At 62.0% G+C, this 21,131-nt stretch carries 19 protein-coding genes and 1 tRNA gene; 14 read left to right on the top strand and 6 right to left on the bottom strand.

All coding sequences use genetic code 11. The annotated features are described in order from the left end of the window. Nucleotides 1-2 precede the first annotated feature (2 nt). The 10 genes from gatA (at nucleotide 3) to F2P47_RS09200 (ending at nucleotide 8,181) form a co-directional block, all read left to right on the top strand. A complete protein-coding gene (gene gatA, locus F2P47_RS09245) occupies nucleotides 3-1,481 on the top strand; it encodes an Asp-tRNA(Asn)/Glu-tRNA(Gln) amidotransferase subunit GatA (RefSeq protein WP_152216066.1) in 1,479 nt (492 codons plus the stop codon). 5 nt (nucleotides 1,482-1,486) lie between these two features. Then, on the top strand, nucleotides 1,487-2,971 hold the full coding sequence (gene gatB / locus F2P47_RS09240) for an Asp-tRNA(Asn)/Glu-tRNA(Gln) amidotransferase subunit GatB (RefSeq protein ID WP_152216065.1): 1,485 nt from the start codon (nucleotides 1,487-1,489) through the stop codon (nucleotides 2,969-2,971). Nucleotides 2,972-3,191: 220 nt separating this feature from the next. Further along, nucleotides 3,192-3,566, top strand: a complete 375-nt coding sequence (locus F2P47_RS09235; RefSeq protein WP_152216064.1) for a histone H1-like repetitive region-containing protein — start codon at nucleotides 3,192-3,194, stop codon at nucleotides 3,564-3,566. Between the two features lie 144 nt (nucleotides 3,567-3,710). After that, entirely contained in the window at nucleotides 3,711-4,358 is a 648-nt protein-coding gene (locus F2P47_RS09230) for a glutathione S-transferase family protein (RefSeq protein WP_246176821.1), read from the top strand. A gap of 149 nt (nucleotides 4,359-4,507) precedes the next feature. After that, complete coding sequence (locus tag F2P47_RS09225) at nucleotides 4,508-4,849, top strand: hypothetical protein (protein ID WP_152216063.1); 342 nt, start codon at nucleotides 4,508-4,510, stop codon at nucleotides 4,847-4,849. 33 nt (nucleotides 4,850-4,882) lie between these two features. Next, on the top strand, nucleotides 4,883-5,518 hold the full coding sequence (locus F2P47_RS09220) for a glutathione S-transferase N-terminal domain-containing protein (RefSeq protein WP_152216062.1): 636 nt from the start codon (nucleotides 4,883-4,885) through the stop codon (nucleotides 5,516-5,518). A 177-nt stretch (nucleotides 5,519-5,695) separates the two neighbouring features. Further along, nucleotides 5,696-5,965 (top strand): SEL1-like repeat protein, encoded by a 270-nt coding sequence (locus F2P47_RS09215; RefSeq protein ID WP_152216061.1) that lies wholly within the window; start codon nucleotides 5,696-5,698, stop codon nucleotides 5,963-5,965. 93 nt (nucleotides 5,966-6,058) lie between these two features. Continuing rightward, nucleotides 6,059-6,916 (top strand): acyl-CoA thioesterase II, encoded by an 858-nt coding sequence (gene tesB, locus F2P47_RS09210; RefSeq protein ID WP_152216186.1) that lies wholly within the window; start codon nucleotides 6,059-6,061, stop codon nucleotides 6,914-6,916. Nucleotides 6,917-7,004: 88 nt separating this feature from the next. Continuing rightward, nucleotides 7,005-7,097: transfer RNA gene (locus tag F2P47_RS09205), tRNA-Ser, on the top strand. A gap of 139 nt (nucleotides 7,098-7,236) precedes the next feature. Continuing rightward, entirely contained in the window at nucleotides 7,237-8,181 is a 945-nt protein-coding gene (locus tag F2P47_RS09200) for a glycosyltransferase family 8 protein (RefSeq protein WP_152216060.1), read from the top strand. Here F2P47_RS09200 and F2P47_RS09195 read toward each other — a convergent pair. Further along, a complete protein-coding gene (locus F2P47_RS09195; RefSeq protein ID WP_152216059.1) occupies nucleotides 8,178-9,236 on the bottom strand; it encodes an O-fucosyltransferase family protein in 1,059 nt (352 codons plus the stop codon). The genes F2P47_RS09200 and F2P47_RS09195 overlap by 4 nt on opposite strands. Nucleotides 9,237-9,526: 290 nt before the next feature. On the opposite strand from F2P47_RS09195, the gene scpB reads away from it, so the two are divergent. Further along, the gene (gene scpB, locus F2P47_RS09190; RefSeq protein WP_152216058.1) at nucleotides 9,527-10,345 is read left to right on the top strand and encodes a methylmalonyl-CoA decarboxylase; all 819 of its coding nucleotides are present in this window, start codon (nucleotides 9,527-9,529) and stop codon (nucleotides 10,343-10,345) included. A gap of 26 nt (nucleotides 10,346-10,371) precedes the next feature. Here the strand turns inward: scpB and F2P47_RS09185 are convergent, their stop codons facing one another. After that, nucleotides 10,372-10,962, bottom strand: a complete 591-nt coding sequence (locus F2P47_RS09185; protein WP_185681043.1) for a cell wall hydrolase — start codon at nucleotides 10,960-10,962, stop codon at nucleotides 10,372-10,374. 208 nt (nucleotides 10,963-11,170) lie between these two features. On the opposite strand from F2P47_RS09185, the gene F2P47_RS09180 reads away from it, so the two are divergent. Continuing rightward, nucleotides 11,171-11,557, top strand: a complete 387-nt coding sequence (locus tag F2P47_RS09180; protein WP_152216056.1) for a hypothetical protein — start codon at nucleotides 11,171-11,173, stop codon at nucleotides 11,555-11,557. Nucleotides 11,558-11,626: 69 nt separating this feature from the next. Here the strand turns inward: F2P47_RS09180 and F2P47_RS09175 are convergent, their stop codons facing one another. Together F2P47_RS09175 and F2P47_RS09170 are read right to left on the bottom strand one after the other, a co-directional pair. Next, nucleotides 11,627-14,713 (bottom strand): efflux RND transporter permease subunit, encoded by a 3,087-nt coding sequence (locus tag F2P47_RS09175; RefSeq protein WP_152216055.1) that lies wholly within the window; start codon nucleotides 14,711-14,713, stop codon nucleotides 11,627-11,629. A gap of 14 nt (nucleotides 14,714-14,727) precedes the next feature. After that, nucleotides 14,728-15,861, bottom strand: a complete 1,134-nt coding sequence (locus F2P47_RS09170) for an efflux RND transporter periplasmic adaptor subunit (RefSeq protein ID WP_204886602.1) — start codon at nucleotides 15,859-15,861, stop codon at nucleotides 14,728-14,730. Between the two features lie 180 nt (nucleotides 15,862-16,041). On the opposite strand from F2P47_RS09170, the gene F2P47_RS09165 reads away from it, so the two are divergent. Together F2P47_RS09165 and F2P47_RS09160 are read left to right on the top strand one after the other, a co-directional pair. After that, a complete protein-coding gene (locus F2P47_RS09165) occupies nucleotides 16,042-16,674 on the top strand; it encodes a trimeric intracellular cation channel family protein (RefSeq protein ID WP_152216054.1) in 633 nt (210 codons plus the stop codon). A gap of 252 nt (nucleotides 16,675-16,926) precedes the next feature. Continuing rightward, complete coding sequence (locus F2P47_RS09160) at nucleotides 16,927-17,631, top strand: class I SAM-dependent methyltransferase (RefSeq protein WP_152216053.1); 705 nt, start codon at nucleotides 16,927-16,929, stop codon at nucleotides 17,629-17,631. Here F2P47_RS09160 and F2P47_RS09155 read toward each other — a convergent pair whose 3' ends face one another. Both F2P47_RS09155 and F2P47_RS09150 read right to left on the bottom strand, forming a co-directional pair. Further along, on the bottom strand, nucleotides 17,632-18,501 hold the full coding sequence (locus F2P47_RS09155) for an alpha/beta fold hydrolase (RefSeq protein ID WP_152216052.1): 870 nt from the start codon (nucleotides 18,499-18,501) through the stop codon (nucleotides 17,632-17,634). Next, a complete protein-coding gene (locus tag F2P47_RS09150; RefSeq protein WP_185681042.1) occupies nucleotides 18,498-20,885 on the bottom strand; it encodes a lytic transglycosylase domain-containing protein in 2,388 nt (795 codons plus the stop codon). The genes F2P47_RS09155 and F2P47_RS09150 overlap by 4 nt, the downstream gene beginning before the upstream one ends. Between the last annotated feature and the right edge of the window lie 246 nt (nucleotides 20,886-21,131).

Genomic DNA, 21,131 nt, shown 5'->3' with positions numbered 1-21,131 from the left:
TCATGACCGATCTGACCAAGCTGACGCTGGCCGGCGCGCGCGACGCGCTGAAGAAGAAAGAATTCACCTCGCTCGAGCTGACCGACGCCTATCTCGGCGCGATCGAGGCGGCGACTCCGCTCAACACCTATGTGACCGTGACGGCCGATCAGGCGCGCGAAATGGCGAAGGCCTCCGACCTGAAGCTCGGCAAGGGCCAGGGCGGCGCGCTCGAAGGCCTGCCGCTCGGCATCAAGGATCTTTTCGCCACGAAGGGTGTGCTGACGACGGCGTGCAGCCACATCCTCGACGGATTCAAGCCGCCCTACGAGTCGCAGGTGACGCAGAACCTGTGGCACGACGGCGCGGTGATGCTGGGCAAGCTCAACAATGACGAGTTCGCCATGGGCTCGTCGAACGAGACGAGCTTCTACGGCCCGGTGGTGAACCCGTGGCGGCGGAACGGCGACACGACGAAGATCGTGCCGGGCGGCTCGTCGGGCGGTTCGTCGGCGGCGGTGGCGGCGAAGCTCTGCCTTGCCGCGACGGCGACCGACACGGGCGGCTCTATCCGCCAGCCCGCGGCCTTCACCGGCACCGTCGGCATCAAGCCGACCTATGGCCGCTGCTCGCGCTGGGGCGTCGTCGCCTTCGCCTCGTCGCTCGATCAGGCGGGCCCGATCGCCCGCGACGTGCGCGACGCGGCGATCATGCTGCGCTCGATGGCGGGTTATGACGACAAGGACTCGACCAGCGTCGATCGCCCGGTGCCCGACTACGAGGCATCGCTCGGCCAGAGCCTCAAGGGGCTCCGCGTCGGCATTCCGAAAGAGTATCGCGTCGACGGCATGCCAGCCGAGATCGATGCGCTGTGGACGAGAGGCATCGAGTGGCTCAAGGCTGCGGGCGCGGAGATCGTCGATGTGAGCCTGCCTCACACCAAATATGCGCTGCCGACCTATTACATCGTGGCGCCTGCCGAATGTTCCTCGAACCTCGCGCGCTATGACGGCGTCCGCTATGGCCTGCGCGTTCCAGGCAAGGACATCACCGACATGTACGAGAAGACCCGCGCGGCGGGCTTCGGGACGGAAGTTCGCCGCCGCGTGCTGATCGGCACCTATGTTCTCTCGGCCGGTTATTACGACGCCTATTACCTGAAGGCGCAGCAGGTGCGCACGCTGATCGCGCGGGACTTCACCGAGGCTTACGCGAAGTGCGACGTGCTGCTGACTCCGACGGCGCCCTCGGCGGCCTTCGGCATCGGCGAGAAGACCGCCGATCCGCTGTCGATGTATCTGAACGACGTGTTCACCGTGACGGTGAACCTGGCGGGGCTTCCCGGCATCTCGGTGCCGGCTGGCCTGTCGAGTGACGGTCTGCCGCTGGGCTTGCAGCTCATCGGCAAGACGTTCGACGAAGAAACCTTGTTCCGCGTGGCTTACGCGCTTGAGGAAGCGGCCCAGTTCAAGGCCGAACCGGCAGTCTGGTGGAGGTCGTGATCCAAATGCGCAACCGCGAACCCCGTAACGAAGATCTGATCAAAGGCATGACTGGCGACTGGGAGATCGTGCTCGGTCTCGAAGTCCACGCCCAGGTGACGTCGAATGCGAAGCTCTTCTCCGGCGCGTCGGCCGCGTTCGGCGCGGAGCCGAACACGCAGGTGAGCCTCGTCGACGCCGCGCTGCCCGGCATGCTGCCCGTCATCAACCGTTACTGCGTCGAGCAGGCGGTGAAGACCGGCCTCGGCCTCAAGGCGCAGATCAACCTGCGCTCGATCTTCGACCGGAAGAACTATTTCTATCCCGATCTGCCGCAGGGCTATCAGATCTCGCAGTTCAAGCATCCGATCGTCGGCGAGGGCGAAATCGTGATCGACCTGGCGGGCGGCCGCTCGGAAATCGTGGGCATCGAGCGCCTGCATCTTGAGCAGGATGCGGGCAAGAGCATCCACGATCTCGGACCATCGGTGAGCCATGTCGACCTCAACCGGTCGGGCGTTGCGCTGATGGAAATCGTTTCGAAGCCGGACATGCGTTCCGCTGACGAAGCAAAGGCTTACGTCACGAAGCTGAGGACGATCCTGCGCTATCTCGGCACTTGCGACGGCAATATGGAAGAAGGTTCGCTTCGTGCGGACGTTAACGTCTCGGTGCGCCGCCCCGGCGGTCCGCTCGGCACGCGCTGCGAGATCAAGAACGTCAACTCGATCCGCTTCATCGGCCAGGCGATCGAATATGAAGCGCGCCGTCAGATCGAAATCCTCGAAGAGGGCGGCAAGATCAATCAGGAAACCCGCCTTTTCGATCCGAAGGCGGGCGAGACGCGCTCCATGCGCTCCAAGGAAGAGGCGCATGACTATCGTTACTTCCCCGATCCCGATCTTCTGCCGCTGGAAATCGTGCAGGCCGACGTCGACGCGATCAAGGCGAGCCTGCCCGAACTTCCCGACGACAAGAAGGCGCGCCTGATCGCCGAATACGGTCTGTCTCCCTATGACGCGACCGTTCTCGTCGGCGAAAAAGCGACCGCCGACTTCTATGAAGCGGTGGCGAAGGGGCGCGATGCGAAGCTCGCATCGAACTGGGTGACGGTGGAATTGTTCGGCGCGCTGAACCGGGAAGGACACTCGATCGAGACCTCTCCGGTGTCTGCGGAGCACCTCGGAAAGCTCATCGATCTGATCTCGGACAACACCATCTCCGGACGAATCGCGAAGCAGATTTTCGAATCAATGTACAAAACCGGCGGCGACCCCGCCGAAATCGTCGAAAAAGAAGGTCTGCGTCAGGTGACCGATACGGGCGCCATCGAGGCCGCAATCGACGCGGTCATCGCGGCGAACCCGGACAAGGTCGCGCAGGCAAAAGAAAAGCCGTCTCTCGCGGGCTGGTTTGTCGGACAAGTCATGAAATCCACGTCTGGCAAGGCAAATCCGCAAGTCGTCAACGAAATCCTCGCGCGCAAATTGGGCCTTTCGTCCGACGGCTGATCAATTTTTCACGGCTCCCTGTGAACCGTTTGTCAACCACTTTCGACAGAGAGTGGCGCGCCGACGCTTGCACAAAAATGCAACACTGTGTTGCGGAGGGCATTGACCGCGCTCATATTATTCATCGCGCCTGAGGGGTACGAGGGCGCAAGAAAAGTGTGTGCGTTGCGAGTCAATGGATTGTCGCCAACGATATCGGCACATCAGGAGCTAGAGAAACATGGCTACGAAAGCTAAAGCAAAACCCGCCGCCAAGAAGCCGGCTGCGAAGAAGCCCGCCGCCAAGAAGACGGCTGCGAAGAAGACTGTGAAGAAGCTCGCCGCCAAGACGACGGCGAAGAAGACCACGGCGAAGAAGCCGGCCGCCAAGAAGGCGGCGGTGAAGAAGCCCGCGGCGAAGAAGGCTGCTGTGAAGAAGCCTGCGGCGAAGAAGCCCGCCGCAAAGAAGGTTGCCGCCAAGAAGCCGGCCGCCAAGAAGGTTGCCGCGAAGAAGCCGGCCGCCAAGAAAGTCGCCGCCAAGAAGCCGGCTGCGAAGAAGCCGGCCGCCAAGAAGGTTGCCGCGAAGCGGAAGCCGGCGGTCAAGAAGGCGGCCTGATTAGTGACCGGTAATCGCCGGCCTGCCGCGCTTTCTGCGGCAGGCAAGCGCTCTCCCAAGCAGGCCTCTCCCGCAGTGCGGGATGGGCCGAAGCCGATCGATCTCTATTACTGGCCGACGCCAAACGGCTGGAAGATATCGATCATGCTGGAGGAATGCAGGCTGCCCTATGTGGTCAGGCCGGTGAATATCGGAGTTGGCGACCAGTTCAAGCCGTCCTTTTTAAGGATAGCTCCGAACAATCGGATGCCAGCCATCGTGGACCCGGATGGTCCAGGGGGAAAACCGATCTCGATTTTCGAGTCGGGGGCAATCCTTCAATATCTCGGCCGCAAGACGGGGAAGTTTTATCCGTCGAATGAACGGCAGAGAGTTGAGGTCGACCAATGGCTGTTCTGGCAGATGGCTGGGCTTGGTCCCATGGCGGGCCAAGCCCATCATTTCCGGCAGTACGCACAAGAGAAGATCCCTTATGCGATCGACCGCTATACAAACGAGGTGAACCGGCTCTATGGCGTTATGAACAGACGCCTCAAGGACCGCGATTATCTCGCCGGGCGATACTCGATTGCAGACATAGCTTGCTGGTGCTGGGTCGTACCTTACAAGAACCAGGGTCAGCAGCTTGAAGACTTTCCCCGCCTCAAAGACTGGTTCGAGCGGGTTGGCGCCCGACCGGCCGTCAAAAGAGGCTTCTCCCTTGGACGCGAATTGCGCCAGGGAACCCTTGGGGACAAGACCAAAGCAGCCGAACAGGCTCGGAAGATTCTGTTCGGGCAACGCGCACAATAAAGGGCCGACTTACGTCGCGTCCCGCTTATGCTAAACTTGCAGCGTGTCCGGCAACCCGGACACGCTGTTTGTCTTTATGGGGTTGCTCTCATGGGCTTCGCTTCGCGAAAGCCCGACGCGGAGGTCGGTGTCCGATGAATAATCGTGTGATGAGACTCGCTGGAGCTGTGGTTCTGGGCATCTCTCTGGTCGGCGGGACGGCGCAGGCGGCAGAGGTGACTGGCACAGGCACCCTTGTCATGAAGGACAAATATCACACGCAGACGGAGTGGGGTTCGGGCCTCTCGCTGCCGCGCGCCGGCAAGATCACACGCGTCATGGACGGCACCTATGGATTTGCGATCCGCAACGCCAAGGGCGAGGAGGTCGCGAATTTCCTTGATCCGCAGCAGGCAGTCGGGTTGAAGCTGGCCGCCGGAAACTATGTGCTTGACCCCTATGTCTGCACACGCCATCGCCATCACCATGTGGAAGTGACCGCGGAATATTGAGCGGCGAGCCGCAATCCGGTGGAGGAGGCGAGGGTGATCGATCTCTATACCTGGACGACACCGAACGGGCGCAAGGTCTCCATCATGCTGGAGGAGTGCGGCCTCGAGTACACGGCGCATGCGATCAACATCGGCAAGGGCGAGCAGTTCGCGCCGGAATTTCTGAAGATCAGCCCCAACCACCGCATCCCGGCTATCGTCGATCAGGAAGGCGATGGCGGGCCGCTCGCCGTTTTCGAATCCGGCGCGATCCTCATCTATCTCGCGGAGAAGACCGGCAAGTTCCTCGCGCCGAAGGGGCGCCAGCGCGCCCAGGCACTCGAATGGCTGATGTGGCAGATGGGCGGCGTCGGGCCGATGTTCGGACAGCTCAATCACTTCATCAACACGGCGCCGGAAAAGATCCCCTATGCGACAGATCGCTACGCGAGCGAGGCGGCGCGCCTCGTCGGCGTGATGGACAAACGCCTCGGCGAAGCGCGGTTCCTCGGCGGTGATTATTCGGTCGCGGACATCATCACCTATCCCTGGATTGCGCCGGCGATAGACCTTATCGCGGCCGCGAAGCCCGACATGGTGGGCGAGGCAGCGAACACGCGGCGCTGGATCGCCGAGGTCGGCGCGCGCCCCGCCGTTCAGCGCGGCATGGCTGTGCCGAAGCTCGGCTGAACGTCCCACGCCTTCCAACGCGCGGACCTGGTCCGCATATGGCAAATGGTGCGTTAACCATTTTTTCAGCGTAGCGATGAAATGCTTTCCTCAGGGGCAAGGAATTCCTTGCGGCTGACGGGCGGCGCCGAGTGGGTTTGGAATCAGGCGAGCCGCCACTTTGGGAAGAGGTGGGCAATGGCTCGCATGCAGCACGAAGCGCTTCAGGAGAGCGAACTTGCGTCGGAAGGCGGCAAGTGCGACGCGCTCTATGAACTGGGGCTGATCTACTCAACCGGCAATGGCGTCGAGGTCGATCTCGTCACGGCGCACAAATGGTTCAACCTTGCGGCCATGCGCGGCAGCGAGGCGGCCCGCTCCTATCGCGCCGAACTTGCCCGGGAAATGGGCCCGGCCGAAGTCGCCGAGGCGCAGCGGCAGGCGCGCGAGTGGCTTGCCACGCACTGATCTTTGCTAGCGTCATCGCACCGCCTTGAACCGGATGACAGGCGACGGCTTGCGCTTTATGTTCGCGCGAAACGAGACGCGACAGGAGCGATGATGGCCGACGCCGTGGAAGACCTCATCCAGTTACTCAACCTCGAACAGATCGAGGTGAATCTTTTCCGGGGCCACAGCCCCGACTCGAGCTGGCAGCGCGTCTTTGGCGGGCAGGTGATCGGGCAGGCGCTGGTCGCCGCCTATCGCACGGTCGAGGATCGTGTGTGCCATTCGCTGCACGCCTATTTCATCCGGCCCGGCGATCCGAAAATTCCGATCGTCTATGAGGTCGATCGCTCGCGCGACGGCAAGAGCTTCACGACGCGGCGCGTCGTGGCGATCCAGCACGGAAAGCAGATATTCAATCTCGCCGCTTCGTTCCAGACGCCGGAGAAGGGCTTCGAGCATCAGTCGACGATGCCCGACGTGCCGCAGCCCGAAGACCTGCCGAGCGAGCGCGAGCTGAGGAGGGCGATCGAAGGCCAGCTGCCTGAAGCGATCCAGAAGCATTTCGCGCGTCCGCGCCCGATCGAGATTCGCCCCGTCAATCCGCAGCACTATATCGACCCGGCGCCGATGGAGCCGGTGCAGCATGTCTGGGTCCGCGCGCGCAAGGAGATCGGCAACGACATCGCGCTCAACCAGTGCATCCTTGCCTATGCCTCCGACATGACGCTGCTCGATACCTGCGTTCGCCCGCATGGCGTGAGCTGGGTGTCGGGCAAGCTGCAATCGGCGAGCCTCGACCATGCGATGTGGTTCCACCAGCCGTTCAACGTCAATGAGTGGATGCTCTATACGCAGGACAGCCCAAGTGCCTCAGGCGCCAGGGGACTCAACCGGGGCAGCATCTATACGCGGGATGGGCGGCTTGTCGCTTCCGTGGCCCAAGAAGGGCTGATCCGCTACCACGGATAAGATTTCCATGCTTTTTCGCCCCGGAAATGCGCCTGAGAGGGACTTCTCCCTTGAAGCAAACGGCAATCTTGGGCATACACGGGCCTACGGAGAGGTGGCCGAGAGGCTGAAGGCGGCGGTTTGCTAAACCGTTATACGGTCAAAAGCCGTATCGTGGGTTCGAATCCCATCCTCTCCGCCATTCCCCCTTTTAAATCATTGATTTTTAAAGATATTTTTGCGGGCTGTACACGGGGCAGGCGAAGCGGCCGGCTTGCGCGCGGTCCGGGGCGTGTCATCATGTGCGATAGTCGCTGCAGCGGCACCCGGGGCCCCACCTGATGCAAACGCAAGCAATTGAAGATGAGAAGGTCGCCGTCGTGTGCTGCGCGACGTCGAACTGGCTTCCCGCCGCCGCAGTGACCCTGCTGTCATGCCTTCGCCATGGCGTCCCTGCCAATGCCGATTTCGTCATCATGCTCGTCGGGGGCGGGCCCGCCGACGAGGCGGCTCTGGAAGCCTTCAACGCCAGGCACTCGACCGCGATCAGGCTTCAGCATGTCGAGATCGTAGAGAAGGAAATTCTGAATCTTGGCCGGTGGCTAGGCCACGGCATCCGGCTGACCATGAGCAGGTATTTTGATGAGCGTTACCGCCGGGTTCTCTACCTCGATAGCGATGTGCTCGCGCTTCAGCCCATTGATGACCTGCTCGAAACGGACTTGAAGGGTTATCCCCTCGGAGCGGCCATTGATGTCGGCTTCATGCCCGATCTTGTGACCACTGCCGCCACGCACCGCGCCGATATTGGCTTCGATGAGGTGACGCCTTATTTCAATTCGGGCGTTCTCCTGTTCGATTGGCGGCAGTGCCTGTCCGGGCAATATCTGCAGAAGGCGGTTGCGCTGTTGCCGACGGTGGAGAAGTCGCTTTTTTCCGAGCAGGACATATTGAACATCGTCTTCCGCGGTCGGTGGCGGGTGCTGCCCCCAAAATGGAACGTTATTGCGCTCATCACCGAATACATGTCGTGTGAGATCGGCATCAAACATTTCACCAGTTCGCCGAAACCGTGGGCCGAAGCGCCGCGTTTTGCCGACAGGAAGTTCCGTGCCTTCTATCAGGACAGTCTCTCGGGCACGCCGTGGAGCGGTTTTGTCGTTCCCGGTGGCTGGCGGTGGTCGCTCAAGGGTGTGGAGCGCTTCTTGCGCAAGACGCTTTCATTCGGCAAGCGCCGCATTCTCGCGCAAGCGCTCGAACGCGCCGAGCAGGCCTCACGCGTCTAGGCGATAACTGGCGTCATTGCCGCGCTCTTCGCCAAAGCAGGGGCGGGCGATTGGGCAATATGCTTCTTGATCCTGTCCGCCACCAACTTCGGATCGACGCTTCCGTCAGGGCTTTTGATCAACCAGCCGTCCAGCGCCGGATTGAAGGTGGGCTCATAAATGACGACGCCGTTGTTGTACAAGGCAGCGACGTAGCTGAAGGAGCTCTTCGACATCACCAGAATGTCACTCTCAATGAGGCCCCTCAACGTGTCGAGAGCATCCGTATCGAGATGAAGCGAGCACCCAAGCTCGACGAACTCCTGAAAGTCGTCTTTGCTGCCTTGCGAAAAAACCGCGATCGACAGTCTTGTATTCGCCAGCGCCGCAGCTTCTTTCAGACATTTGATCGTTTGAAGAATTTTACTGTTCGGGGTGAAACGAAGCGAATTGCTTTCCTGCCCGACATCTCCTCGTCTGACGTGAACGGCGACAGACAGGGTGTCTCCCGGTTGCTCACTGAGGCCCATCTTTTTTCTGAAGAGGTCCCGCACGTCGAGGAATGAATTTGGATAGCGGCGCGTGAAATACCAGCATTGCTGAAATCTCAGAACCGAGTTTTCGGTCAGCTTCTCTTTCCCGGTCAAATAGTCCGCGTAGTCGATAACGGAATGCCTGTCCGTCACGACTTCTTCACCTTTGCCGAAATTGAAGAAGCGCTCCCAGCTGCTGACCCACTCTTCAGGATCGCCGTCGGAGTGGTCGATATCTGTGAAGGGGGAGTGAACATAGGTCGCGCCAAAGGCTTTGGCGAAGCTGATGGTGGACATCCGGGTAAGGGCCTGCATGCCGATTCCATCGGCGCGCCCGCTACAGGTTATCTTCACACCTTGCGGCAGAACGCCTCTTGAGAGCTTTACGGCAGCGTCGCTCGTGAAGAAGTTCTTATCCGTCCCCACGTTCTGCCTTGCCAGCAATTTGAAAAAATACCACGCGCGGCGCAATTCACTGGCAAGGACGTGTCTGTATTTCAGTTTATGCACGGTCAACTCAACCTGTTTAAACGCATTGTTCAATCGCGGGTGTCGTCACCAGGCTCGTACTCCGGCCGGTCCGGCACCAGTTGCGAATACCTATCAGGTCGCCATGCCCGATTTACGGGGAGCGACGATGCCATTGGGAACGGGGGCCGTCACCTTTTTTATTACGCCGTTTGTTCGTGTCCGCGTGCAACCCGCGGGCGGATAGGTAGTCCTCCTTAGTGGTCAAGCGCTTGTGCAAGGGCGATCATTTCAGAAGCGGCGGAGTATTCGCACCCGCGTTTCCCTTTACGCAAATCCCGGTAAATCGGAGTGGTGTGACATTCATGGCTGAAAATAATATTCGCGCTCAACGCTACGCTGCGACGCCGCTTGTACGGATGGAGAGGGTTGGCGATATCGGCATCGTTACTCTTGCGAACCAGGCCAAGCGCAACGCGCTGACGCATGAGATGATGAACGGCCTGACCGAGGCGATTGAAGCGCTTGGCGGCGCGAAGGCGCGTGTCGTGATCATCCGCGCGGAGCCGGGCCAGAAGGTCTGGTCGGCGGGCCACGACATCGGAGAGCTGCCGATCGGTGGGCTCGATCCGTTGAACTATGCCGATCCTATGGAAGAAACGCTGCGCGCGGTCCGCCTGTTTTCCGGCCCGGTGATCGCGATGGTGCATGGATCGGTCTGGGGCGGTGCGCTCGACCTCGTGCTGAGTTGCGACATGGTGATCGCGGACGGGACCGCTACCTTCGCCATTACGCCGGTCAATCTGGGTCTGCCTTACAACACGACCGGGCTGCTGCATTTCATCGGGCGGCTGCGGCTCAACGTGGTCAAGGAACTCTTCTTCACTGCGGCGCCTGTCGATGCCGAGACGGCGCTCGAATGGGGCATCATCAACCATCTGCTGCCGGAAGCGGAGCTTGAGACCTATACGATGGATATGGCGCGGCGTATGGCGACCAAGGCGCCCCTTGCGATGGCCATCATCAAGGAGCAGATCCGGGTGATGAGCGACTATGTGCCCATTCCCGCCCAGACCTTCGAACGTATTCAGGACATGCGCCGCAAGGTCTATGACAGCGCCGACTATCGCGAGGGCGTGGCCGCCTTCCGCGAAAAGCGTGCGCCGGTTTTCAAGGGTGAGTGAGCCTTACCAGCGCGCGAGGAACCCGCTCAGGGCGCGATGAAGACGTGGTTGCCGATCTGCACGGTCTTTTCGTCGTTCTCCACCCATTCGGGCGGGCCGTCCCTGAATTCGAAGACGGAATAGAACGACGTCGCGCCTTGCGTCAGGTCCTCGCTGTAGCCGGCGATGAGCTTGTCGGCGACGGTGGCGGCGGTTTTCCATCCGCGCGTCTTGCCGATGGCGACTCTTTTGCGCGAGATCTTCCGGGTCCAGCCGAACTGCTTCTTCTCATAGACGACGTCGCAGACAGTGGTGCCTTCCGGTCTCTCTCCGAGACGGTTGAGCACGACATGGCCGACCGCTTCCATGCCTTTTTGGCCTTCGCCATGGGCTTCGTAGTACATCACAGCGACAAGGCAGGTGCGGTCCTTTGCGTTCAATTGCAGGGGTTGCCGGAGCGGAAGATCGGGCACCTCGACGAGAGGCGGCGCGAATGTGGGGTAGGGCGCAGAATGGGCGCGGGGAGTGTAGGTCAAGGGCTCCGCTGGCACGGCGATTTCACGGGCGGGCGACGAGGCGCAAGCCGCCAGCGTCGCGCTGGCAACCGCAATCATGGGCAGGGTCAAGAGACGGCGCATAGAGGGTCCTTGGCTGTGCGGCATGGTGGCGGATTATGCCGCCCGGAGGGTGGCTCTGATACCCGGGAAATGCGGCGATAAGTTGGACCGAAGGCGGCAAGAACCGAAAACTGCCCGGATTTCCCCCGTTACGGAGATGTCCCGCCATTTGCGCCGCCGCCGCCGATGCGGATAAACTCGCGCACACCGAGCCGGAGGGACGATTCATATGCTGGGAATGACGAGGGGCAGGCTGGCGCTTGCGGTTGCGACGCTGGTGCTGGCGGGATGTACATCCCAGCTCGGGCCATCGGCGGGCTTCAACACGCCGGACACGGTGGGACCCTTGCCGGCTGACTACAATGCGGTGGCGGCGGAGTGGGTCCGTGCCTCGCTGAAGGACCCCAGGAGAACGTTGACGGTGCTTCCGGCCTCGCCCGATATCGCGGCCTGCAATATCAGCGTACTCGGCAAGCATTTCGGCTGGCGGGTTCCCGTGCGCTACAGCGTGAGTGCCGAGGAAGGCTGCGGCGACTGCAATGGCGAGAAGACGGTCTATCTCTGGTTCAGTGGTGGCCGGGTCGAACGCCAATCCTATTTTCCCGACCAGTGCTGAGCGTCCGCGTCGACCCCACCTGTCATTGACGGATGGGGCCGGTTTGAGAGGCGGGAGCAGCCCGAGGCTCTAGTGGACCTCAGCCTCGGCGGCGGCCAGTGCGTCTTCCTCGGCCTTGATCGCCTGATGGTCTTCGGCGATCAGCATGTACATGGCGGGGACGACGAAGAGCGTGAAGAGCGTTCCGATGGCAAGGCCACTCGCAATGACGAGGCCGAGATTGAAACGCGACACCGCGCCCGCGCCGCTTGCGAGGATGAGCGGCATGACGCCGAGCACCATGGCGGCGGTGGTCATCAGAATGGGACGGAGACGGATGCCGACCGCTTCCTCGATCGCTTCGCGCTTCTTCTTGCCTTCGAGCTGAAGGTTGTTCGCGAATTCCACGATCAGAATGCCGTGCTTGCTGATGAGGCCGATCAGCGTCACGAGGCCCACCTGCGTATAGATGTTGAGACTCGCGCCGCCGATGCCGAGGCTGATGAAAATCAGCGCGCCGCAAAGCGACATCGGCACCGTGATCAGGATGATAACCGGATCGCGGAAGCTTTCGAACTGCGCCGCCAGCGTCAGGAAGATGATGACGAGGGCGAAGAAGAACGTGATGAGAAGGGCACTGCCTTCCTGCACGAACTGACGCGACTGGCCGCCGAAGTCGACCGTATAGCCGGCGGGCAAGGTCCGGGCTGCAAGGTCGCGGAGGTAGTTGAGCGCTTCGCCCGTGGTGATGCTCGGGCTCGGCACACCGGTGATCGAGGCGGCGTTGAGCTGCTGGAAGTGGTTCAGCGCCTCCGGCACTGTCTTCATCTCGATATGGGCGATGGTGGAAAGCGGAATCGACTTACCTGATGATGTGCGGATGTAGTAGTTCGTCAGCTGGTCCGTGTTCAGGCGGAACTGCTGCTGCACCTGCGGGATCACCTTGTAGGAGCGGCCGGACAGGCTGAAATAGTTCACATATCCGCCGCCGAGCATCGAGGTGAGCGCTGCGCCGACATCCGTCATGGTCAGGCCCATGTCCGCGACCTTGTCGCGGTCGATGACGATCTGGGCCTGCGGCTTGTCGAATTTGAGGTCGGTATCGAGGAAGATGAAGTTGCCGCTCTTCTGCGCTTCGGCGAGGAAGCTGCGAGAGACCTCGTCGAGCCGCTCGAAAGGCTCTGTCGTCTGAATGACGAAGTCGACCGGAAGGCCGCGCGCGCCGGGAAGCGGTGGCGGCTGGAAGGCCACGGCGCGAACGATCGGAATCTGGTTGAGCTGTCCCTGCAGTTCCGTCTGGATCTGTGTGGCCGTCTTCGAACGTTCGTCCCAGGGAATGGTGACGAGGCCGGCGATCGCCTGCGTCGGCATGATCGCCTGGAAGACGTGATCCGTTTCCTTGTGGCTTCGGATCGCTTTGTAGACCTCCGCCTGTCCGATCTGGCGCTGCGTGATCGTCGCCGTGGGCGGCGAGGTGATCATGCTGATGACGATGCCCTGGTCTTCCTGTGGGGCAAGTTCCGTCTTTGCGAAGGACCAGAAGATGTAAAGGCTTCCGATGACGATGAGCGCGAAGACGACCACGACCTGAATCTGGTCGAGGCTCGCCGAGAGGGCGCGCGAATAGCCCCGGTGCAATTGCTCGAAGCGCCGGTCGATGTAGCGGATGAGGCGCTGTTCCCAGTCGCTCTTCTCGGCATCATGCGCCTTGAGCAAGCGCGAACACATCATCGGCGAAAGGGTGAGGGCGACGATGGCGGAAACCGTGACCGCGCCGACCAGTGTGAAGGCGAATTCCGTGAAAAGCGCGCCGGTGAGACCGCCCATGAAGCCGATCGGGACATAGACCGCGATCAGAACCACGGTCATGGAGATGATCGGGCCGCTGAGCTCCCGCGCGGCGAGGACGGAGGCCTGTAGTGGAGGGAGCCCTTCCTCAAGATGCCGGTTCACGTTTTCGACCACGATGATCGCATCGTCCACCACGAGTCCGATGGCGAGAACCAGGGCCAGCAGCGTGAGCAGGTTGATCGAGAAACCGAACATCAGCATGAAGGCGAAGGCGCCGATCAGCGACAGCGGAATGGCGAGCGTCGGGATAAGCACAGACCGCGGCGAGCCGAGGAAGGCGAAGACGACGAGCGTTACGATGATCAGCGACTCGACAAGCGTGCGCACCACTTCCGAGATGGAACTGTTGACGAACTTCGTCGCGTCATAGGCGATGGCGCCGTGGAGGCCTTCGGGGAGCTGCGCCTCAATTTCCGGGAAAATGGCGCGCAGGCGCTTGATGACGTCGAGCAGGTTTGCTGTCGGCGCGACCTTGATGCCGATCTGCACGGCAGGCTTCCCGTCGAAACCGGCGGCGGACTCATAGTCCTCCGCGCCAAGCGTCACATTGGCGACGTCCTGAACGCGGACCGAGGTGCCGCCCTTGTTCTTGATGATGAGGTTTCGAAACTCGTCGAGTGTGTGAATGCTCGTCGAAGCCGTCAGGTCGTATTGCACCATCTGGCCCTTGGTGGTGCCGACGGCGGAGAGGAAGTCGTTGCGGGCGAGCGCCGTCGAGACGTCGGTGGCCGTGAGGCCATAGGCGGCGAGCTTGTCCGGATCCATCCAGACGCGAAGCGCGAAGCGCTTTTCGCCGAGGAATTCGGCCTGCTGCACGCCTTCGACGGCTTGCAGCTTCGGCACGACAACGCGCAGCAGATAGTCGCTGATCTGGTTCGTGGCCAGCACTTCGCTGTTGAAGCCGAGATACATGGAGTCGATCGTCTCGCCGACGGCGATGGTGATGACCGGTTCCTGGGCTTCGGCGGGAAGCTGGTTCTTGACCGCGTTGACGCGGGTGTTGATTTCGGTGAGCGCCTTGGCGGAGTCGTAGTTGAGGCGGATCTGCACCTGGATCTGTGACAGGCTCTGAAGGCTGCTCGACGACATATAGTCGATGCCGTTGGCCTGCGCGATGGAGGCCTCGAGAGGCGTGGTGATGAAGCCGGCCACCACATCCGCGCTGGCGCCGTAGTAGGACGTCGTCACGGTCACCACGGCGTTCTCGGTGCGCGGATATTGCAGGATCGGCAGCAACGAGACCGAGCGGAGCCCGAGCACGAGGATGAGCAGGCTCACCACCGTGGCAAGGACGGGACGCCGGATAAAGATGTCCGTGAAGTGCATGGCTTACTCCGGCCTTAGCGGTCCTGTACTGTCGGCGAGGTATCGTTGGGCAGTTTCACGCTATCGCTGATGACGATATGCGACCCGTTCTTCAGCTTGATCTGGCCGGAGGTGACGACCATGTCTCCATCCTTGAGGCCCTTCAACACGGCAATCTCGTCGCCCCGCGTGTCGCCCGTCGTGATAAAGGTCTGGTCCACGGTGAGCACAGGCTTGCCGTCGGCGCCGGGCTCGCCCTTCTTCACGATGAAGATCGACTGGCCATAGGGATTGAAGGTAATGGCCGTCTGAGGCAGTGCGATGATCTTCTCCGGTTCGCCTGTAACGACCTTCACCGAGCCGAACATGCCGGGCAGGAGCCTGCGGTCGGGATTGGGAAGTTCGGCCCGGACCGCGACGTTGCGCGTTTCAGAATCGAGCTTCGGATCGATGGCGGCAATCTCGCCCGTGAAGGTTTCGCCCGGGAAGGCATTGGTCGTCAGCGTGATCTTCTGACCCGGCTTCACGAGGTGGACCGACTGCTGCGGGACGGAGAAGTCGATGAAAATAGGGTCGAGCGCCTGAAGGGTCGTGACCTTGGTGCCTGCCGTCAGATACTGGCCGACATCGACGAGGCGGATGCCAACGCGGCCCGCGAAGGGCGCCTTGATCTGCTTCTTGTTGACCAGCGCCTGCTGGGCAGCGACCTGCGCCAGCGCGCTCTTGTAGGTGGCAACAGCACTGTCCAGCGCGGCTTGGCTGACGGCGCGCGTGCGGACGAGTTCCTTGTTGCGCTCATAGGTGATGCGCGCGAGCTCGGCCGAAGCCTTGAGGGAATTCAGGTTCGCGACGTCGTCTTCATCGGCAAGCTGCAGCAACACGTCGCCCGCCTTGACGTCATCGCCGGACTTGAAGGGGACGGAGGCAACCACGCCTGCAAGCTGCGGCGCGATGTCGGTGCCCCGAACGGCGCGGAGGCTGCCTACGGCGCTGATCGTCGGTTCCCAGTTCTGCGGAGTCACGGTCATGGCGGCGACCGTTTCGGCCTTGTTGCCCATCGACGCCATGAACTTCTTGATCATCATGCCCATGAAGATCTTGTAGCCGATGAACAGCGCAAGAATGGCGCCGACTATGGCGAGCATGATTGCCATGCGTCTGGTCATCATGGGCTTCTCCAGGTGCAATTTCAGCTAAGGTTACAGAATGGTGTCGGCGAGCGGGGGGGGGCAGGACCGAAGTCCATATGGGGGATCGGCCCGACATTTAAAATAGAGCATCTGCCGATTTTACTAAAGGCAGTGCTGCCGCGTAGCAAGGGGTGGCAGCGATTTGGGAGGCGAAACGGCATGCTTGCTATCAATTTACTAGCGTTTCTTCAATTCATCGGCGTTGCCGCCTTCGCCGTGTCCGGAGCACTGGTCGCGGGCGAGCGGGAAATGGACTGGTTCGGGGTTGTGGTTCTCGGTGTCATTGTCGCCGTCGGCGGCGGGACGCTTCGCGACATGATGCTTGGCGCGACGCCGGTTTTCTGGATTGTCTCGCCTTGGTACGTCGCCGTGGCATCGGGATTCGCGCTGGCGACAATCCCCCTCGTGATGTGGGGGATTGATGTCCGCCGCCCCATGCTGATCGCGGACGCCATCGGCCTTGCGGTCTTTGCCGTGCTCGGAACGCGCAAGGCGCTGGACATGGGCATCTCGGGCTCGGTTGCTGTGATCATGGGCGTGGTCACGGGGGTCTTTGGCGGTCTTATCCGGGATGTATTGGCCAACCGGACTCCGATCATCCTGAAGCGCGAGGTCTATGCGATTGCCGCCCTGATCGGGGCGGCGCTCTTCGTGCTGCTGCGCCAGTTCGATCTCCCGGCGGGGCTGGACCTCTGGGGTTCCATCGCCGTCGCTCTGGCGATCCGTCTCGCCGCGCTCGCCATGCGCTGGTCGATCCCGACCTTCAAGGTCGAGCCGACGGAGCCGGAGTGAGTGGGCGGGGTTGGCAAGCCCTCGGACCGGGAGTAGATTGCCGGCCATTCCCGGATTTGCCGGGCGAGGATAGACCGATGACGCGCATGTTTCTTTGCAACAAGGCTTGGTGGACCACCTGAAGGGTGGCCCAGTCATGTCGTCTATCGACCTGCCGGATCGGCCGCCCCATTTGGAGGCGGCCTTTTTATTTCCGTAACCGGATGGAAGGCGCCTTCAGGGGCAGCCTCCGGCGCCGTTACGGAGCGCAAAATGATCAAGGAAGCTGAAGCACGAAAGGAATTCGACCTCGGGGGCATCGTGCCCTGGGGGCGGCGATATGACGAGTACGCGGACTATTTCGCGTTTGCCGACATGCCGCCGGAGGGGCCAGTCCTCGACGTAGGCGGGGGCCCTGCGTCCTTCGCGGCGGAGGCCGCGGAGCGGGGGCTCAATGTTGTCGCCTGCGATCCGATCTACGCGGCGAGTGGCGAGGCGATCCGGCAGCGCTTCGAGGCAACCCGCAACGACATGATGGCGGGACTGCGTGTCGCGCAATACCGCTTCAACTGGAAGCGATACGGTTCGCCGGAGCGGATCGAAAAGATTCGGCGCGAGGCGCTGGAGCTGTTCCTTGCAGACTTCGAGGCTTGTGGCCGCGAGCGGTATGTGCCTGCATCATTGCCGGCTCTGCCCTTCGGCAATGATGCGTTTCAAACAGCGCTCTGTTCCCATCTCCTCTTTCTCTATGGGGACGATCTCGATGCAGCGTTTCATGTCTCGGCGGCGCTCGAACTCGCGCGGGTCGCGCGCGAGGTGAGGATATTCCCGCTGGTCAATCTCGACGGGCGTCCATCCAGCCATCTGCCGGCGGTCATGGATGCGCTGGAGGCGGCGGGGCTGTTTCCGGAACTCGTGCGCGTACCCTTCGAGTTTCAGCGCGGTGCGACCCGGATGCTCCGCATCAGAAAGGAATAGTCAGATGCGCTCGAAAAACGTGTCGAGAGTGGCCACGGCTTCCGGCTCGTCGAGGAAGGGCACATGGCCGCGATCCCTGACCGTGACGCTTTGGAGATCGGCATGGGCGGCCTCCATGCGCTTTACGGTCTCCGCCGTGAGGATGTCCGAGTTCTCGCCGCGAATGACGAGCGCGGGCACATGGCCAATTGTCCTGAACTGGGCCCACATGTCGGGAAGGGCGCCATTCGCAGCCTCGAGTCCTTTGCGGAGCGCCGTTCCGATCTTCGCGTCATAGTCGATCTTCGGCGCGCCGTTTTCCTCCGCGAAGCTGCGGCGCGCATAGGCGTACCATTCCTCGCTGGTGAGGGTGGGGAATTCGCGCTCATTGGCCATGCGCAGGCGGAAGGCAGCCTCCGTCCAGTCCGGCGGCGCTTCGCCCACGCCCGCATAACCGGCGATGCGCTGCAACCCGGCAATGGCAATTTCCGGGCCGATATCGTTGAAGACGACGCCTGCGATGGCGTTGGGCCGCTGCGCCGCCATGAGCATGGTGACAAGGCCGCCACGCGAGGTGCCGACGAATATGGCGCGGTGAATGCCCGCCGCGCCCATCAGGTCGAAGGTGTCGAGCATTTCGTTGGCAGGCGTGTAATCGGTCCAGCTCCCGCAATATTGCGAGCGGCCACGTCCGCGCAGGTCGGCGCAGATGACGCGCCGCGTCGCCGCGAGGCGTTCGGCGAAGGCTTCGAAATCGCGCGAGGTGCGGGTGAGGCCCGGAAGGCAGATCACGGGCGTTGCCCGCGATGCGCGCGCGCCATAGTCACGCGCAAAGAGGCGGAGTCCGTCCTGCGTGGTGTAGAACAATTCGCGATAGGGAAGTGCGGTCATTGCTTTGAATGCGGACGTTTGGGCGCGACGGGCATGGGCACTGCATTGCCATCTGCGGCGGCCTCAGTCACGGGCTTTGCAGCGGCGGGTTTCTCGTCCTCATCGGCAACCGGCGCCATTCCGGAGGCGGGCAGCACCAGCGAGGGCTCAAGCGGCATAGGGTCCGCCGTGGCCGCAGGCATTGGCGAGGGCGTCGTGATCGGCGCGCCGGTATGGCGGCTCAAATCTTCCTTGAGCCGGATCCTGCCCGGCACACCGTTGAGCCGCGTTCTGTAGATTTCGGTGTTTTCCATCACGCGCTGAACATAGTTGCGCGTTTCCGAGAAGGGGATGTTTTCGATCCAGTCGATCGGATCGACGGCGGCAGAGCGCGGATCGCCGAACTGACCCATCCATTCGCCAACGCGCGAGCCGCCAGCGTTATAGGCCGCGACGCTCATGATGTAGGAGCCCGAATAGTTCTCGATGAGATCGCCGAGATGGGCCGAGCCGAGCATGGCGTTATAGGCCGGGTCGCTGGTCAGGCGGTCGGTCGAATAGGGAACCTTGATCTGCCTGGCAACGATCTTGGCGGTGCCGGGCATGAGCTGCATCAGGCCGCGCGCGCCTGCGGGACTGACGACACCGGCATCGAATTCGCTTTCCTGACGCGAGAGGCCATAGACGAGCGCCTTTTCGACGGTCGGGCCCTTTACGCGGTAGGCCGGCATCAGCGCCACGGGATAGGCGCGCTGCGGCAGGACGATATTGCGCTGGGAGGCCGCCTTCGCGATGCGCAGTGCGAGCTTCGGCTCGCCATATTTGACCGCCAGGTCGGAAAGCTCGGCAAGCTCTCCGCGGTCGTCGAGAATGTCCGCGAGGTGAAGCATGAAGCTCCACATCTGGTCCGTCCGTCCGAGGTCGTGCAGCACCTTCGTCGCGTGGACGAGTTCGAGCTTCTCGAAGGCGGCCTTCGCGCCCGCCGTCGGGGCAGGGTCCTTTGGCAGGCGCAGGCGCGCCGTTTCGCCCTTCATGCCCGCGAGCGCAGCTGTGCCGAGCTGACCGTAGAAGGTAGTCGGATAGGCTGACGCCTTTCGGTAATAGAGTTCGGCGACGGCCTTGTCGCGGCCGGCTTCGGCGGCGCGGCCGCACCAATATTCTGCGCGCGCCTTGCTGATCGGGGTCGATACGGCATCGTTGAGGCGTGCGAAATGGGCAAGCGCGCTGCCCGGATTGTTCAGATACTGAAGCGCGATCCAGCCCGACATGAATTCAGCTTCCGCGAAGTCAGAACCGCTCTTCAGCCCGTGTTTGGAGACGATCTGATAGGCCTGCTTGTACTGGCCTGACGCGAGCGCCTTGCGCGCCGCGATCTTGCGTTCGATCCACCAGGCGTCTGCCTCGATCATGGCATGGGGCCCGCTCGGCGCGGTCAGCACAAGGGCGACGGTCTTGTCGTCATTGCCGCGGCGGCGCTCGTAGCGGATCTGGTCGTAGATGAGACCGGGATCGGATTTGAAGGAGGATGGCAGGCTCGTGAGCGCGCCGGGGGCGAGCGACGAACCCGTCATGAGCTTGATGCGCGTATCGGCGAGCTTCTGCGCGTCGGCGCCGATCAGCGCCGCGGTGGCCCGGGCGTCGGCGCTGCGTTCGTCGAAAAGCAGGCGGTCGAGCCGCGCCTTGTGGGTGGAGGCCGTGAGGTAGGGGCGGAAGCTGCTCAGGATTTCCTTCTGGCGGGAGAGGGTGAAGTCGTTTTCCACCCAGGCGCGCTGGATCCATTCCTTGCCCTCGTCGCCGCGGCCATTGGCGATGAGCGCCTTTCCATAACGCAGCCGTCCTTCGCCCGTCATGGGCGGATGTTCGCCGAACCAGGACATTATGTCCTGATCGCTCATCGAAAAGGCGAGAAGCGCTTCCTCGGCGCGGCGGGACAGGATTGCCTGTCGAGGCCAGTCGGGGTTTTGCTGCTGGAAAGCAACAATCTCGGCCAGTGTCGCGCCCGAATCCTGCGCAACGAGGCGCGACCAGAGAACGAGCTTCGCGGCAGCGGGATCGGCGACCCGCGCCGCATGGCGCATGGCCTCAGGCCAATGTCCCCGGTCCGCTTCGGCATAGGCGTCGTTCAGGGCGGCGAGGTCCGCCTTGGTGAGCAGCGTCGAACTTACGACCGCGAGATGGCGCTTCGGGGCGGCCTTTTTCGCGGTCTTCTTGTTCTTCGTGGTCTTTTTCGAGGCCGCCTTCCTGGTGGTGGTCTTTTTGGACGCGGTCTTCTTCTTGCTAACGGTTTTCGACTTGGCGGCCGTCTTCTTCTTGTTCTTGGCCGTTGTGGTTTTTTCAGAGGTGGTCTGCGCGGCTTCGGCCCCGGTGAGGGCCGCTGGTCCGAAAGCCAGGCATGCGCCGAGCATCAGCGCGAGGACGTGCCGGGCGCTCCACGACCTCCGGACCTTTGCCCGGTTCGGCCTACCATCGCGCTCAATAACCGGCAATGACGCGTTCCAATTCATGAATTTCGGCCGGATCGCCCCCCTGAGGAACGCCTTCGACCCCTTCGACGGCAGCCGGCATTTTTGCGACTCACTGCCGGTTTGTCGTTCATTGAGATTAGCGTTGTGGTAACAAGCACGGCAATGGGCCGCAAGTCGCATCGCCTG

Origin of the sequence: Parvibaculum sedimenti, assembly GCF_009184905.1 — a bacterium.
Classification (GTDB): Bacteria; Pseudomonadota; Alphaproteobacteria; order Parvibaculales; family Parvibaculaceae; genus Parvibaculum; species Parvibaculum sedimenti.
Note: the sequence above shows the minus strand (reverse complement) of the source record. Positions and strands in the feature narration are given on the sequence as shown.

What these genes read in the sequence shown, in the direction of transcription:
- gatA (WP_152216066.1), top strand. Translation starts at nt 3, where the DNA reads ATGACCGATCTGACCAAGCTGACGCTGGCCGGCGCGCGCGACGCGCTG.
- gatB (WP_152216065.1), top strand. Translation starts at nt 1,487, where the DNA reads ATGCGCAACCGCGAACCCCGTAACGAAGATCTGATCAAAGGCATGACT.
- F2P47_RS09235 (WP_152216064.1), top strand. Translation starts at nt 3,192, where the DNA reads ATGGCTACGAAAGCTAAAGCAAAACCCGCCGCCAAGAAGCCGGCTGCG.
- F2P47_RS09230 (WP_246176821.1), top strand. Translation starts at nt 3,711, where the DNA reads ATGCTGGAGGAATGCAGGCTGCCCTATGTGGTCAGGCCGGTGAATATC.
- F2P47_RS09225 (WP_152216063.1), top strand. Translation starts at nt 4,508, where the DNA reads ATGAGACTCGCTGGAGCTGTGGTTCTGGGCATCTCTCTGGTCGGCGGG.
- F2P47_RS09215 (WP_152216061.1), top strand. Translation starts at nt 5,696, where the DNA reads ATGGCTCGCATGCAGCACGAAGCGCTTCAGGAGAGCGAACTTGCGTCG.
- tesB (WP_152216186.1), top strand. Translation starts at nt 6,059, where the DNA reads ATGGCCGACGCCGTGGAAGACCTCATCCAGTTACTCAACCTCGAACAG.
- F2P47_RS09200 (WP_152216060.1), top strand. Translation starts at nt 7,237, where the DNA reads ATGCAAACGCAAGCAATTGAAGATGAGAAGGTCGCCGTCGTGTGCTGC.
- scpB (WP_152216058.1), top strand. Translation starts at nt 9,527, where the DNA reads ATGGCTGAAAATAATATTCGCGCTCAACGCTACGCTGCGACGCCGCTT.
- F2P47_RS09185 (WP_185681043.1), bottom strand. Translation starts at nt 10,962, where the DNA reads ATGCGCCGTCTCTTGACCCTGCCCATGATTGCGGTTGCCAGCGCGACG.
- F2P47_RS09180 (WP_152216056.1), top strand. Translation starts at nt 11,171, where the DNA reads ATGCTGGGAATGACGAGGGGCAGGCTGGCGCTTGCGGTTGCGACGCTG.
- F2P47_RS09175 (WP_152216055.1), bottom strand. Translation starts at nt 14,713, where the DNA reads ATGCACTTCACGGACATCTTTATCCGGCGTCCCGTCCTTGCCACGGTG.
- F2P47_RS09170 (WP_204886602.1), bottom strand. Translation starts at nt 15,861, where the DNA reads ATGATGACCAGACGCATGGCAATCATGCTCGCCATAGTCGGCGCCATT.
- F2P47_RS09165 (WP_152216054.1), top strand. Translation starts at nt 16,042, where the DNA reads ATGCTTGCTATCAATTTACTAGCGTTTCTTCAATTCATCGGCGTTGCC.
- F2P47_RS09160 (WP_152216053.1), top strand. Translation starts at nt 16,927, where the DNA reads ATGATCAAGGAAGCTGAAGCACGAAAGGAATTCGACCTCGGGGGCATC.
- F2P47_RS09155 (WP_152216052.1), bottom strand. Translation starts at nt 18,501, where the DNA reads ATGACCGCACTTCCCTATCGCGAATTGTTCTACACCACGCAGGACGGA.
- F2P47_RS09150 (WP_185681042.1), bottom strand. Translation starts at nt 20,885, where the DNA reads ATGCTCGGCGCATGCCTGGCTTTCGGACCAGCGGCCCTCACCGGGGCC.